This window comes from Leisingera sp. UBA4491, assembly GCF_002388965.1.
GTDB classification, from domain to species: domain Bacteria; phylum Pseudomonadota; class Alphaproteobacteria; order Rhodobacterales; family Rhodobacteraceae; genus Leisingera; species Leisingera aquaemixtae.
Genome location: NZ_DGNN01000007.1, coordinates 21,071 through 34,556, shown reverse-complemented (window position 1 = coordinate 34,556; position 13,486 = coordinate 21,071). Strand labels below are relative to the sequence as shown.

13 protein-coding genes are annotated in these 13,486 nt (G+C 65.8%); 5 read left to right on the top strand and 8 right to left on the bottom strand.

Annotation, left to right across the window (positions count from 1 at the left end; all coding sequences use genetic code 11):
• The first annotated feature begins 24 nt into the window (after window positions 1–24).
• The 4 genes from B2P87_RS02400 (at window position 25) to B2P87_RS02385 (ending at window position 4,977) form a co-directional block, all read left to right on the top strand.
• Window positions 25–1,389 (top strand): FAD-dependent oxidoreductase, encoded by a 1,365-nt coding sequence (locus B2P87_RS02400; RefSeq protein ID WP_141890692.1) that lies wholly within the window; start codon window positions 25–27, stop codon window positions 1,387–1,389.
• Between the two features lie 174 nt (window positions 1,390–1,563).
• Window positions 1,564–2,637, top strand: a complete 1,074-nt coding sequence (locus B2P87_RS02395) for an AI-2E family transporter (protein WP_058285771.1) — start codon at window positions 1,564–1,566, stop codon at window positions 2,635–2,637.
• Window positions 2,638–2,642: 5 nt separating this feature from the next.
• On the top strand, window positions 2,643–3,350 hold the full coding sequence (locus tag B2P87_RS02390; RefSeq protein WP_141890693.1) for an HdaA/DnaA family protein: 708 nt from the start codon (window positions 2,643–2,645) through the stop codon (window positions 3,348–3,350).
• 52 nt (window positions 3,351–3,402) lie between these two features.
• Complete coding sequence (locus B2P87_RS02385; protein ID WP_141892087.1) at window positions 3,403–4,977, top strand: Ppx/GppA family phosphatase; 1,575 nt, start codon at window positions 3,403–3,405, stop codon at window positions 4,975–4,977.
• Window positions 4,978–4,992: 15 nt separating this feature from the next.
• Here the strand turns inward: B2P87_RS02385 and B2P87_RS02380 are convergent, their stop codons facing one another.
• Complete coding sequence (locus B2P87_RS02380; protein ID WP_141890694.1) at window positions 4,993–5,373, bottom strand: hypothetical protein; 381 nt, start codon at window positions 5,371–5,373, stop codon at window positions 4,993–4,995.
• A gap of 185 nt (window positions 5,374–5,558) precedes the next feature.
• Between B2P87_RS02380 and B2P87_RS02375 the strand changes: the two genes are divergently transcribed.
• Window positions 5,559–6,608, top strand: coding sequence for a hypothetical protein (locus tag B2P87_RS02375; protein WP_141890695.1), 1,050 nt, complete (start codon window positions 5,559–5,561; stop codon window positions 6,606–6,608).
• A 54-nt stretch (window positions 6,609–6,662) separates the two neighbouring features.
• Here B2P87_RS02375 and B2P87_RS02370 read toward each other — a convergent pair whose 3' ends face one another.
• From B2P87_RS02370 to B2P87_RS02340, 7 genes are all read right to left on the bottom strand, one after another.
• The gene (locus tag B2P87_RS02370) at window positions 6,663–7,658 is read right to left on the bottom strand and encodes an endonuclease/exonuclease/phosphatase family protein (protein ID WP_141890696.1); all 996 of its coding nucleotides are present in this window, start codon (window positions 7,656–7,658) and stop codon (window positions 6,663–6,665) included.
• Entirely contained in the window at window positions 7,639–8,337 is a 699-nt protein-coding gene (locus tag B2P87_RS02365; RefSeq protein ID WP_058285777.1) for a molecular chaperone DjiA, read from the bottom strand. Before B2P87_RS02365 ends, B2P87_RS02370 begins: the two co-directional genes overlap by 20 nt.
• 9 nt (window positions 8,338–8,346) lie before the next feature.
• On the bottom strand, window positions 8,347–8,868 hold the full coding sequence (locus B2P87_RS02360; protein ID WP_141890697.1) for a GNAT family N-acetyltransferase: 522 nt from the start codon (window positions 8,866–8,868) through the stop codon (window positions 8,347–8,349).
• Window positions 8,865–9,473: a VOC family protein gene (locus tag B2P87_RS02355; protein ID WP_141890698.1), complete on the bottom strand. Its 609-nt coding sequence runs from the start codon at window positions 9,471–9,473 to the stop codon at window positions 8,865–8,867. The genes B2P87_RS02360 and B2P87_RS02355 overlap by 4 nt, the downstream gene beginning before the upstream one ends.
• A 105-nt stretch (window positions 9,474–9,578) precedes the next feature.
• On the bottom strand, window positions 9,579–10,067 hold the full coding sequence (locus tag B2P87_RS02350) for an MAPEG family protein (protein ID WP_141890699.1): 489 nt from the start codon (window positions 10,065–10,067) through the stop codon (window positions 9,579–9,581).
• 299 nt (window positions 10,068–10,366) lie between these two features.
• Window positions 10,367–12,496 carry a methylmalonyl-CoA mutase gene (scpA, locus tag B2P87_RS02345; RefSeq protein WP_141890700.1) on the bottom strand — a complete coding sequence of 710 codons (2,130 nt, stop codon included), beginning with the start codon at window positions 12,494–12,496 and terminating at the stop codon, window positions 10,367–10,369.
• The gene (locus tag B2P87_RS02340; protein ID WP_141890701.1) at window positions 12,462–13,397 is read right to left on the bottom strand and encodes a hypothetical protein; all 936 of its coding nucleotides are present in this window, start codon (window positions 13,395–13,397) and stop codon (window positions 12,462–12,464) included. The genes scpA and B2P87_RS02340 overlap by 35 nt, the downstream gene beginning before the upstream one ends.
• Between the last annotated feature and the right edge of the window lie 89 nt (window positions 13,398–13,486).

The following is a 13,486-nucleotide window of genomic DNA, read 5'->3' as shown; positions in this document are numbered from 1 at the left end:
CTCAGGGACAAGGGAGAGAGAGACGTGGCCAAGACCATTCTGGAGCCGGCACGGGAGATCCCGGTCATTCATGAAACCGAGGTGCTGGTGGTGGGCTCCGGTCCCGGCGGGCTGGCGGCGGCGCTGGCGGCGGCGCGTGCAGGCGTCGAGGTGACCCTCCTGGACCGCTTCGGCTGCTTTGGCGGCAATATCACCACCGTGGGGGTCGAGGGCTTTGCCTGGTACCGGCACGAGGAAACGGTGGAGGCCGGCGGCATCGGCTGGGAGTTCGAGGAGCGTGCCAAGGCGATGGGCGCGGCAGTGCCGGAGAGCCAGTCGCTCAGCTATGAGCTGGACAGCGAAGGCTTCAAGCTGGTCGCCGATAAGCTGGTGGAGGAAGCGGGCATTCACCCGATGCTGCACCGGGTGTTCGTAGCGCCGATCCGCGAAGGGAACCGGATCACCGGTGTGATCGTCGAGAGCAAGGCAGGCCGTGAGGCCATTCTGGCGAAGCGGGTGATCGACGCCACCGGCGACGCCGACATTGCCCATATGATGGGCGCGCCTTGCGTGAAAACCCCGGTGGAGCAGATGCAGGCGGCCAGCGTGATGTTCCACATCGCGGGCGTGGACAAACAGAAGTTCATGGAAGGTGTCAAAGCCGATCCGCAGACCTATGCCAACTGGTCGACCGGCGAATGGCAGGTGGAGACCTCAGGCAAGGAAGACGCAATGTTCTCCCCCTTCCTGGCCAAGCCCTTTGCCCAGGCGATCCGCGACGGGGTGATTCCGGCGCATCTGAACACCATCGGCGGCACCTGGGGCGCGGTGCATGACTCGGGCGAGATGACCTATATGAACCTGGTGCATCTGGCAGGCATCGACGGCACTGACCCCGACAGCATGACCCGCGGCGAGATCGAGGGGCGCAAACAGGCGATGCACGCGATTGATGCCTTGCGCGCCTACACGCCGGGCTGCGCGGGCGCGCGCTTGAGGAACTTCGGCATGACCATCGGCATCCGCGACACCCGCAAGATCGACGCGCATCATAACATCACCGAGGACGAGACCCGCAACCAGGGCCGGTTCGAGGATACCATCGGGATTTATCCGGAGTTCATCGACGGCTACGGCGTGCTGATCCTGCCCACCACCGGGCGCTACATGCAGATCCCCTACCGGTCGATGCTGCCTAAAGGGGTTGAGGGGCTGCTGGTGACCGGCCGCGCCATCGGCGGCGACAAGATCGCCCATGCGGCGACGCGCAACATGGCCTGCTGCGCGGTGGCCGGTCAGGGCGCAGGCGTGGCGGCGGCGTTGTCGGTGACGTCAGACTGCGCGCTGGACGCGGTCAGCCTTTCCGCGCTGCACGGGGAACTGCAGCGCCAGGGGGTGCGGATTCACTGACAACGGGCCGCGGCGCCGCCGGGTCTATCCAGAATTTGCCCCCGGCCTTTTGCGCCTTATCCCCGCCTTGCCCACAGGCGATTTGCCCGCGGCCCTTGCAAGCGCCCGCCCCATCAGGGAAGACTACCGCCAAGGATCCTGAACCAAAACGGGCCAAGGGCGGGTTGTCTGATCATGGCGCTACCAGCAAAGAAACAGTTTAAATACTGGGGCGTTGCCGCCCTGGTCTTTGCCGTGGTGATGTGGTCGCTTGGCCATGTGCTGCTGCCCTTCATCCTGGGCGCCGCGATTGCCTATATGATCGACCCGATTGCCGACCGGCTGGAGGCCTGGGGCATGAGCCGCTCGGGCGCCACCGCGACCATAACGGTGGGCACGCTGGTGGTGTTCGTGCTGCTGCTTCTGGTGGTGGTGCCAACGCTGATCTACCAGATGATCGACCTTGCCAATGTGCTGCCCAAGCTGATCGGCGATGCGCGCAACTTCGTCAATGACCGCTTCCCGGCGGTCTTTGAACAGGACAGCCGCATTCACCAGGCGATCTCCGCCCTCGCCGAGACCCTGCAGTCGCGCGCGGTGCAGGTGCTGCAATCGGTGGCAGGCTCCGCGGTCTCGCTGCTGAATGTGGTGGTGCTTCTGGTGATCGTGCCGGTGGTGGCGGTCTATCTGCTGCTGGATTGGGACCGGATGATTGCCCGCATCGACGAGCTGCTGCCGCGCGACCACCAGCCGGTGATCCGCCGCCTGGCCGGTGACATCGACGCGGCGCTGGCGTCCTTTATCCGCGGCATGGGCACGGTCTGCCTGATCCTTGGCACCTATTACGCGGTGGCGCTGATGCTGGTGGGGCTGAACTTTGGCCTCGCCGTCGGGTTCATTGCCGGGCTGGTCACCTTCATTCCCTATCTTGGCGCGCTGATCGGCGGCGCGCTGGCGATCGGGCTGGCGCTGTTCCAGTTCTGGGGCGACTGGGTCTCGATCGGGCTGGTGGCGCTGATTTTTGTCGTCGGCCAGGTGATCGAGGGCAACTTCCTGACGCCCAAGCTGGTCGGCGACTCGGTCGGGCTGCACCCGGTCTGGCTGCTGCTGGCACTGTCGGTGTTCGGCGCCCTGTTCGGCTTTGTCGGGATGCTGATCGCGGTGCCGGTGGCGGCGGCGCTGGGGGTGGTTGCCCGCTTTGTGACCGAGCAGTACCTGGACAGCCGCCTGTATCAGGGCCAGGGCCACCGGGACGCGGGAACGGAATAAACCAGATGGCACATCAGCTGAGCTTTGATCTCCCGGCGAAACCTGCGCTGGGGCGAGAGGATTTCTTTGTCGCGCCCTCCAATGCGATGGCGGTGGCGCTTTTGGACCCGCAGTTTGCCTGGCCCAGCGGCAAGCTGGTGCTGACCGGCCCCAAGGGCGCCGGCAAGTCGCATCTGGCGCATGTCTGGGCCAGCCAGACCGGCGCCCGCATCATTCCCGCCGCAAAGCTGACAGCCGGGGCGGTGCCGGAGCTGGCGCACGGCCCGATCGCGGTGGAGGACGTGCCGCAGATCGCTGCCGACCCTGAGCGGCAGAACGCCCTGTTCCATCTGCACAATCTGGTTCTGGCGCAGGGCCATGCGCTGGTGATGACCGGCCAGCCCGCGCCCAATCTCTGGGGCCTCACCCTGCCCGACCTGCAAAGCCGGGTGCAGGCCGCCACCCACGCCGAGCTGCAGCCGCCGGACGACCAGCTGCTGGCGGTGGTGCTGGCCAAGCTGTTCAACGACCGCCAGATCACGCCGAAGCCCGATGTGATTCCCTACCTGGTGGCGCATATGGACCGCTCCTTTGCCGCCGCCGCGCAGATGGTGCGGCGGCTGGACCACCTGTCGCTGGCCGAAAAACGCAGCCTGACCCGGCCCCTGGCGGTGCGGGTGCTGTCGGAAAGCCGGGAGAAGGAAACGGAAAATGACGCAGCCGCAAGCGGTTGACCCCTGCCCGCCCTTCGGCGATCCTGACCGCGGATTGCAAGACGGAGCCCTCATGAACGTCACCCAGGACCCCGCCGCCGCCAGCACCGATTGGGGCCCCTTCGGGCGTCCGATCTTTCACGACCCCGGCGCCCGGGCGCTGTCCCGCGTGGGGGTGGTCGATGTCGGCTCCAACTCGGTCCGCCTAGTGGTGTTCGACGGCGCCGCCCGCAGCCCGGCCTATTTCTATAACGAAAAGATCATGTGCGCGCTTGGCGCAGGCCTGTCGGATTCGGGCCGCCTGAACCCCGAGGGCCGCGCCCGCGCGCTGTCGGCGCTGCACCGGTTCCAGTATCTGGCCAAGGGCATGGGGCTGCCGCCCTTGTCCGCCGTCGCCACCGCCGCGGTGCGCGACGCCGAGGACGGGCCGGAATTCTGCGCGGAAGTGCTGCGCCAGACCGGCCTCAAGATCCACGTGATCGACGGGCGCGAAGAGGCGCGGCTGTCGGCGCAGGGCGTGCTGCTGGGCTGGCCCGGCGCCTATGGCCTGGTCTGCGATATCGGCGGCTCCTCGATGGAGCTGGCGGAGATCCAGGAAAACACCGTGGGCCGACGGGTGACCTCGCCGCTGGGACCCTTGAAGCTGTGCGACGTCAAGGGCGGGCGCAGGGGCCGCAAGGAATACATCCGCGACGTCATCGAGCAGCTGAAGGAAGAGATGGGCACCCAGCGCGACCGGCTGTTCCTGGTCGGCGGCAGCTGGCGCGCGATTGCCCGCATCGACATGCACCGGCGCGGCTATCCGCTGAAGGTGCTGCATGAATACCGGATGTCGGCCAAGGACGTGCGCGAGACCGCGCGCTATATCGAGACCCGCAACCTCGACAAGCTGCGCGACGCCTGCGGCGTTTCTGCCAGCCGGATGTCGCTGGTGCCTTATGCGATCGACGTGCTGACCCGGCTGGTCAAGACCTTCAAGCCCAAGGACATCGCGGTTTCCAGCTATGGCATCCGCGAGGGGCTGTTGTACGAGCAGATGCCGCAGCGGCTGCGCGCCCGCGATCCGCTTATCGAGGCGTCGCGCTTTGCCGAGATGAAGGACGCCCGCGTCCCCGGCTTTGGCAAGACGCTTTATGATTTCGTGAGCCCCCTGTTCGCCAATGCGCGCCACAGCAAGCGGCGGCTGGTCAAGGCGGCCTGCCTGCTGCATGACGTCAGCTGGCGCGCGCATCCCGATTACCGCGCCGAGGTCTGTTTCGACAACGCCACCCGCGCCAACCTGGGCGGGCTCAAGCATTCGGAGCGGGTGTTCCTGGGGCTGGCGCTACTGCACCGCTACAGCAACAAGCGGCGCGGCAGCAGTTTCGAATACCTCTATCATCTGCTGGACGAGAAGGGGCAGCACGAGGCCGAGGTTCTGGGCAAGGCGATGCGCTTCGGCGCCATGCTGATGGTCACCGGCAACGGCAACATCGGCTCCCTGCGCTGGCAGCCGCGCAAGCGGGTGCTGCATGTGGAACTGCCGGATGCGGCGCGGCCGCTGTACGGAGAGGTCGCCGAGGCCCGGCTGCAATCGCTGGGCAAGGCGCTGGAGGCGGAGATCGACCTGAAATTCAGCAAGCCCGCCCCGCCGCCGGAGACCGAATAACCCAGGCGGAGGGCGTCAGATCTCGGTCACGCCTTCCTCTTCGGCGGTTTCCTTGTCGGCGGGCGCGTTGTCCTTGGGCTTTTTGCGGATGATGATATCGCCGTTGGGCAGGATCTCGGGCATCTCATAGACGCTCCAATCCTCCACCTCCTTGGCGATTTCCGCCAGCGCGGGTCCCATCTCAGCCAGGAACGCGCCCATCGCCGGGCCGATCTCCTCCATCATGCCCTGCAGGTCTTCCAGTGCCGGCGCCATCTCCTGGCGCAGGCCCTCCCAGAACAGCTCCGCCCCGCGCTCCATCAGCGAGGGGCCGCTGTCCTCCCCTTCCGCCTCCTGGGCGGCAAGCGGGCTGGAGATGAGGGCAATCAGGGCGGCGGGCAGAAGGATCTGTTTCATGGGGCTAATATAGGGGCACCCGCGCTGCGCGAACAGAGGGGGTGGAAAATGGTGCCGGGCCGGGTGTGTCTTCGGCCCGAAAACATTCAGAGCACTTTGCCGCTGGCACAACCTTATAGATATTAAGCCACAACAAATTAGTGTAATCTGGCTTGGTATGTTAATTTGTACAAGGAGACCACTTCATGCGCTCCCTTTGGGTTTTCCTATTAACTTTGATCCTCGCCGTTTCCCCTGCTGCGGTTCACGCAAGTGAACTAGCCGAGGCACTGACAAAGCTTCGGGCGTCCTTCGCGCGCACGGCTTTTTCGCATTTCAAGGCCATGCCTCTGCACCTCCGGTACGATGTGGAAGTTGGCGAAGTCATCCGCATCCAGGATGAACAGCGGCTGTTTGAAAGCGCCAAATGCTACCCGGGACTTGAGATTGAAGAAGACACCACAACGGAATCCGTATCCGTTTCGCTGTCGCGGAAATCGGCGGTTACCTTGGGTCTTGGGGGAAGCGCAAGCGTTTACGGCATCCCCGCTTCCGCCGAGGCTCAGTTCAACAGGAATGTTCGCAGAAGCGTCCAGTCGGTACTGGTGAGAACGTCCCTGGCTTACCCGATGGCCGGTGCAATCGAATTGGTGTCCCCTACAGGGGATAGTCCTGACTGCGAGGCGCTTTTTCCGCCTGCCAGTATTCCGATGGGCCCCGGACTGCTGGTGTCGTCTGTCTTCACCGGCAAACTGATCACGCAGCAGGCAATCGACAGCGACATTGCAGCCGGGATTGAGGCCAGCGCCAAGCTGACACCCAGAGGGCTGCCGGTGGAAGTTACTGGCGATGTGGATGCGAGCACCAGCACAACATCCGTCATCGCCCATATGCGCCCGGAAGGCACTATCGCTGTGCAGTCCGCCTTTATCAGCCGCCGCGCCCTGATGGACTATTATGCGCTGGCTCAGAATAATCTGGAGACCTGGGCGGAACTGGAAGCGCTGATCGAAAGCTATATTTCGGGCGAAGAGCCTGGCCTGCTGGCAGACGTTAAAAAAGAAATCTGGTCGCTATGGGAAAGACTCGACCAGCCTGAAGAGAGCCTTACCCAGTACAGGGAACGGCTTTTTGCGTCAGAAGATGCAGATTTTGTGGAGAAGGCCGCAGACCTGGATGTTCCTGAAGAAGCCTGGGATCGTATCGGAGACGTTGCGGCGGCTGAAGTGATCGTCACAACAACCATCGCTGAATAAGCATTATATGGCGGCGGCATGGCCGGGGATTATGGCCCGTCCGGGTCCCCGCCATCACTCCAGCGCGATATCCAGCGTCACCGGGAAGTGGTCGGAAGCCTTGAGCAGCGCGTCGCGCAGGTCCTCGTCGGCGTAGCATTCCGCATCGTCGAACGGGTGCCAGATCCGCCACTGCGGGCTAAACCTCATCAGGCTGTGCGAGATCATCACATAGTCCAGCAGCGCCGGGAAATAGCGTTTGGTGTCAGGGTTGTAAAACCGCGAGGTGCTGGGCAGCGAGGTGGCGCGCGGCTGCAGCAGGGATTGCGCGTTGGGGTCGTTCAGCAGATCACCCAGGACGATCTCGATGGAAGACTGGCCGAAGTGCTTTTCGTAGTCGTCAGCGCCGGGGCCGTCGTTGAGGTCGCCCAGAACGATCACATGCTCGCCCGCGGCCACATGCTCCGCCACCCGCCGGTGCAGCCAGTTCGCCTGCGCCAGCTGCTTGCGCTGGTTGGCGATGGACAGAGTGGTGATCTCCTCCGGCCCGTTGGCCCCATGCGGCGCCTTGGACTTCAGATGCGCCCCGATCATCCGCAGCGCGGTGCCGCCACGGGTGGTGACCGCCAGCTCCAGCGGCGGTTTGGAGAAGGCAACCGTGTCCCGCTGGTCGTCCACATCCAGGTCGATTTCAAACACGCCGTTGAACTGCGGCGCGGCGGCGCTGGCGCGGGCGTCATGCACCGCATCCAGCACTTCGGGATCATAAAGCAGCGCGATCTCCTGATGGGTGTCATTGGGGAACCCGGTGACCGCCTCGCAGGCGCGCAGCCCGGCCTCTGCCGCAAAGGCCTCCAGCGCGCGGGTGGTGCGCTGGGTGCGTCCCGTGTTGGGGGCCTCGATCACCATCACGGCATCGGCGTCCAGGCGGCGCAGCACATGGGCAATCGCGCGCCCCTGTGTATAGCGGTCGACGCCGTAAACGCCCGACGGCTTGCCGTCCAGCATCAGCCGGTCGTTCTTATCGAACAGATAGGCGAACCATTCGATATTATACGTGGCCAGCCGCATTGCCGCCGCACCCGCTGATTTCATCCCAGGCGCGGTTGATGTCGCTCATCCGCTTTTCCGCCAGCCGCACCGCTTCCTCCGGCACGCCGCGGGCGATCATCGCATCCGGGTGGGTGTCGCGCACCAGCTTGCGCCAGTGCTTGCGGATGTCTTCCTTGCTCATCTCCGGGCTGACGCCCAGCACCGTGTAGGGATCCTTGGGCGCATCCGGCACGAAGCGGGCGCGCAGCGCCTGGAACTGCTGCGGCGACTGGCCGAAGATGCGGCTGACCTCCTCCAGAAACTCATTCTCGCCGGGATGATAGAACCCGTCGGCCATGGCGATGTGAAAGAGCCCCTCCATCAGATCGCAGAGCGTGGTCGGGTCGTCGGCAAACATCTTCTGGATGCGGCGGGCGTATTCCTGGTAGCCCGCCACGTCGGTGCGCGCCATGTTGAACACCCGCGCCGCGCCGGTCTCGTCGTCCTGGGCGATCTGGAACACCTCGCGGAAGGCGGTGACCTCGTCCCGCGTGACCTGGCCGTCGGCCTTGGCCATCTTGGCGCCAAGCGCAATGACGGCAATGGCAAAGGCCACGGTGCGCTCGGGCGGGGCGCGCAGGCGGTCGAAGACTTCGCTGAGGCCTTCGCCTGCGGCAAGCGCGGAGAGCGCGTCGGATATGCGGGTCCAAAGTGACATGGGCTCAGCCTATCCGGGATTGACGGAACTGTCAGGGGCGGGAATGCCCGGTGTCAGGATTTTCTGCATGAAAACAGTGTCCAGCCAAAGGCCGTTCTTACAGCCGAGCTCCGGCATCCGGGCGGTTTCAACGTAGCCAAGGGCGGCGTGAAAGGCGATGGCGCCGGGGTTGGCGCTGCTGACGCTGGCGATCAGAACGTGCAGCCCCGCCTCCTTTGCCCTGGCTTCCAGCGCCTGCATCAGCGCCCGCCCTGCCCCCTGCCCCTGTGCCGCGGGCAGCAGGTGGATGGTGTGCTCAGCCGTGAAGCGGTAGCCGGGGCCGGAGCGGAACGGGAAATAGTGCGCGTGTCCGAGGATGCTGCCGTCCTGCTCCGCCACCAGATAGGCGCCGTTGCTGGCGGCGATCTGGCCGCGCACCTGCTCCGGCGTCTTTTCAATAGTGTTGAAGGTCGCCAGGGTGTCGCGGATCACCCAGTTGACGATGGCGCAGACGGCCTCGGCGTCGGCGTCGGTTGCGGGGCGGACGATCATCTGAGCAGCCTGGTGCCATGCGGGGTGGCGAATTCCGCCATCATAGCGGGCGCGCCCGGCTCCACCTCGACGCGCGGGTCGCTGAGGATGCGGTCCAGCGCCGCCTGCAGCGCGGCGGCCTCCGGGTGGCTGACGATCAGGCGGCGCAGGCGGCAGCCCGATTGCGGCAGCCTGGCGGCGGGCGGCTCTGCCTGCCATTCAAGAACCGCGGGGAAGAGATTGGCGAACGGCAGCAGCCCGTCCGCAGGCACCGTCATCAGCCAGCTGAGGTCCCCGCGCTGCATCTGCACGTGGCGCTGCGCATGGGGCGGCAGCAGGGGTTTCTCCGCCTCCAGGTCCTCGCTGCGCAGAATCCAGTTGCTCAGCCGTGCGGGGCCTTCGAACCGGTCGAGGTTGAACCAGCGCGGCTGCTCCTGCGGCCGGGCGTCGGGGTCGATGGCGATGGCTTCCAGATAGAGGCCATCCTCCAGCCCGGCCAGCCGGTTATGGGTGCCAAAGCGGGCGTGGGAGCCGCCGGGGCCGAGGGGGATGCCGAGGGCTTCTTCCGTGTGGGCAACGGCCTCCTCCAGCGTTGCGCCGGCCACTGCCAGGTGATCGAGTATCATATCCGCCCTCCCCTTTTTGCGCGTGAGACTAGCGGCGCTGCGGCGGGGTGCAAGGCGGGAAATGGTGGCGGCACGCCGCCTGCGGCTTGTTTCCGGGCGCAAGCCTCACAGCCACACTGCCAGCGCCCAGACCCCGGCAATCACGGTCGGGTAAAACGTCCCGGCAAACCCCAGCCCGCGCAGGGGCGGCGACAGGTGGTAGCCCGCCCAGAACAAAACCCGCATCAGCGCAAAGGACAGGCCAAGGGCAATCGCCACGGCGCCTCCCAGGGTGACGGCGGCAAAGGGCCAGAGGACCAGCGCCAGCACCAGCTGTTCGAGGGTATTGGTCAGCACCCGCTGGTCGGTTTCCGCCCCAGAACCGGGAGAAAAGGGCTGCCCGTCGATGATCGCGTAGTCGAAGAACCGCCGCTGCGCCAGGCGGCCGATGAGCAGCGCCAGCACCAGACCGGGTGCAAGGAAGGCGCCGGGCAAGGCGATGGGGGCCGGGATATAGGGCAGGCCCAGCCATTGCGGCAGGCCGGTGACCAGCACGCCCCAGAGGGCGCCGAGGGCCATGCCGGTGAGGATCTGAGGGCGTTTGGAGCGCAGCATGGCGCCACTCAACCACCGCCGCGCAGATTTGCCAAGGCATGGCGCCGCCGCCCCGGCGAAAAGCTGCGGCTGGCAGCATCAAGCCTCTGAAAAACAGGATCTCCCGCCCGGCGGCGGCTTGTGCCTTTGGCACATCCGCGCCCGTTGGGCGCGGCATCGCACGCCATCCGGCGTGCGATGCAGGCAGCCCGCCCCATCGGGGCGGGCTGCCGGACCCAAAGCCGCCAAGGGGGCGGCCCGAAGGGCGGGTCCCTGCGGGAGCGGGAGAGCCTCCCTGCCCCGCAAGGCCCGTTGTTTGCTTAAGGGCGCGCTTCGCGGATCAGGCGCAGGATGTCCTGGGCCGCTTCCGGAATGTTGGTGCCGGGGCCGAAGATCGCCTTGACGCCCTTGGAATACAGGAACTCGTAGTCCTGCTGCGGGATCACCCCGCCGCAGATGACCAGAATGTCCTCTGCGCCTTCGGCCTTCAGCGCCTCGACCAGCTGCGGTGCCAGGGTCTTGTGGCCCGCGGCCTGGCTGGAGATGCCGATCACATGCACATCGTTGTCGATGGCGTCCTGGGCGGCTTCTTCCGGGGTCTGGAACAGCGGGCCGACGTCGACGTCGAAACCGATGTCGGCGAAGGCGGTGGCGATCACCTTGGCGCCGCGGTCGTGGCCGTCCTGGCCCATTTTCACAACCAGCAGACGCGGGCGGCGGCCCTCTTCTTCGGCAAAGTCCTCGATCGACTTCTGGATCGCGGCAAAGCCCTCATCGCCTTCGTAGGCAGCGCCGTAGACGCCCGCCAGGGTTTTCACCTCGGCGCGGTGGCGGCCGAATTCCTTTTCCATTGCCATGGAGATCTCTCCGACTGAGGCCCGCGCGCGGGCGGCTTCGACTGCGGCTTCCAGGAGGTTGCCGCTGCCTTCCCTGGCGCGGCGGGTGAGTTCTTCCAAAGCAGCCTGGCAGGCGGCCTCGTCGCGGGTCTTGCGCATCGTCTCAAGGCGGGCGATCTGCGACTCGCGCACCGCGTGGTTGTCCACGTCGAGGATGTCGATCGGGTCTTCCTTGTCCTTGCGGTACTTGTTGACGCCAACCACAACCTCTTCGCCGCGGTCGATCATCGCCTGGCGGCGGGCGGCCGATTCCTCGATGCGCAGCTTGGGCATCCCGGATTCGACGGCCTTGGTCATGCCGCCCATCTCCTCAACCTCTTCCATCAGAGCCCAGGCCTTTTCGACCAGTTCGTTGGTGAGGCTTTCGATGTAGTAGGAGCCGGCCAGCGGGTCGACCACGTTGGTAACGCCGGTTTCCTCCTGCAGCACCAGCTGGGTGTTGCGGGCAATGCGGGCGGAGAAATCGGTGGGCAGCGCGATCGCCTCATCCAGCGCGTTGGTGTGCAAGCTTTGGGTGCCGCCGAGCACTGCCGACATCGCCTCATAGGCGGTGCGGATCACGTTGTTGTAGGGGTCCTGCTCCTGCAGAGACACACCGGAGGTCTGGCAGTGGGTGCGCAGCATCTTGGAGCGTTCGGACTTGGCGCCGAATTCGGTCATCACCCGGTGCCACAGGGTGCGGGCGGCGCGCAGCTTGGCGATTTCCATGAAGAAGTTCATGCCGATCGCGAAGAAGAAGCTCAGGCGGCCTGCGAATTTGTCCACGTCCATGCCGGCGTCGATCGCGGCGCGCACGTATTCGCGGCCGTCCGCGATGGTATAGGCCAGCTCCTGCACCAGGTTCGCGCCGGCCTCCTGCATGTGGTAGCCGGAGATCGAGATGGAGTTGAACTTGGGCATCTCGTTCGAGGTGTATTCGATAATGTCCGAGATGATCCGCATCGAGGGTTTCGGCGGATAGATATAGGTGTTGCGGACCATGAACTCCTTCAGGATGTCGTTCTGGATGGTGCCCGCCAGCTGCGATCTGTCGTGGCCCTGCTCCTCGCCCGCGACAATGAAGGAGGCCAGGACCGGGATCACTGCGCCGTTCATGGTCATCGAGACGGAGACCTTGTCGAGCGGGATGCCATCGAACAGGATCTTCATGTCCTCGACGCTGTCAATCGCAACGCCGGCCTTGCCGACATCGCCGACCACGCGGGGGTGGTCGCTGTCATAGCCGCGGTGGGTGGCGAGGTCGAAGGCGACCGAGACGCCCTGCTGGCCGGCGGCCAGGTTGCGGCGGTAAAACGCGTTGGATTCCTCCGCCGTGGAGAAGCCCGCATACTGGCGGATGGTCCAGGGGCGGCCTGCGTACATGGTGGCCTTCACCCCGCGGGTGAAGGGGCCGAACCCGGGCAGCGTGCCCATGTGGGGCAGATCCCGGGTGTCGTCTTCGGTATAGAGCGGCTTGACCTCGATGCCTTCCAGCGTCTGCCAGTTGAGGTCATCGACCGCCCGTCCGCGCAGCTCTTTCTCAGCCAGAGCCCGCCATTCGTCTTTGTTTGTCATCAGGTCTTCCTCTTGTCAGTGCGATACGGGGCGGGTTCGTGCCCGCCGCCAGTTTATCCGGGTCGTGCGCCAGCGCGGCGAGGCCGTCCGCCCCGCCCGCAAGCCACATCATGTCGTCGGCATAGGCCTCGCGCAGATATGCGGTCTGCGCGTCTGTGAAGGGGCGCCAGCGGCCTGTGCCCTCTGGCAGCTGAGCCGCTGCGGAGGACGGCAGGCTGGCGCGCAGGTCCTGCAGGCAGAGCGACGCATTCAGGCGCACCCGCGCATGGGTGCGCGGTGCCTTGAGGCCGGTGAGGGACGCCAGCGCCGCCTCGGGCCGGGCGCCGAAGGTTTCGAACGGCAGCACATGCAGGCGCACGCCGGGCATGGCGCAGGCAATGTCGGTGATCACGTCGCGCCAGCTGCGCGGCCCCCGCGCCAGCCGGTCCAGGCTGTTCGCCGTGGGCATCTTGTGGCCGCGCGCCACCGCATAGGCCAGCGCCGAGGTCCAGTAGCCGTCAAGGCTGCGGATCGACAGCGCCACATCGGTCACCGCGCCGCCAAAAGCCTCGGCAAAGCGCGCCATACGCTCCCCCGCGCCGCTGTAGAGGTCGCCGAGGCGCAGGTTGGCGCGGACCGCGCCAAGCATGTTTTCCTCGCTGACCAGCAGCTGCTGCACGCCTGCCTCGCGGCTGGCCGCCATTTGCAGCTGCAGCCGCCCCTTGGCCCGCTGCACCAGATCGCGGCCGGTGACAGGCGCCGGGCCGGGCTGGATGCCGTGGAACAGCGCCCCGCCGCGGGTGCGGTACGGTCCCCAGAAGCCGATGCCCTGGCAGGCCAGCGGCTGCGCGTTCTGGCGCATGTATTCCTGGAACGATGTCGTTGCGCAACGATGCGCGCCGGTGTGAAGGATGACTTTCATCGTTGTACGGGACCTCTGCTGGAGGGCCGCAGGCCGCAGCCCGGTCGTCGGGAATTGCACAATCATGGCCGGCAACCCCTCATTATCCC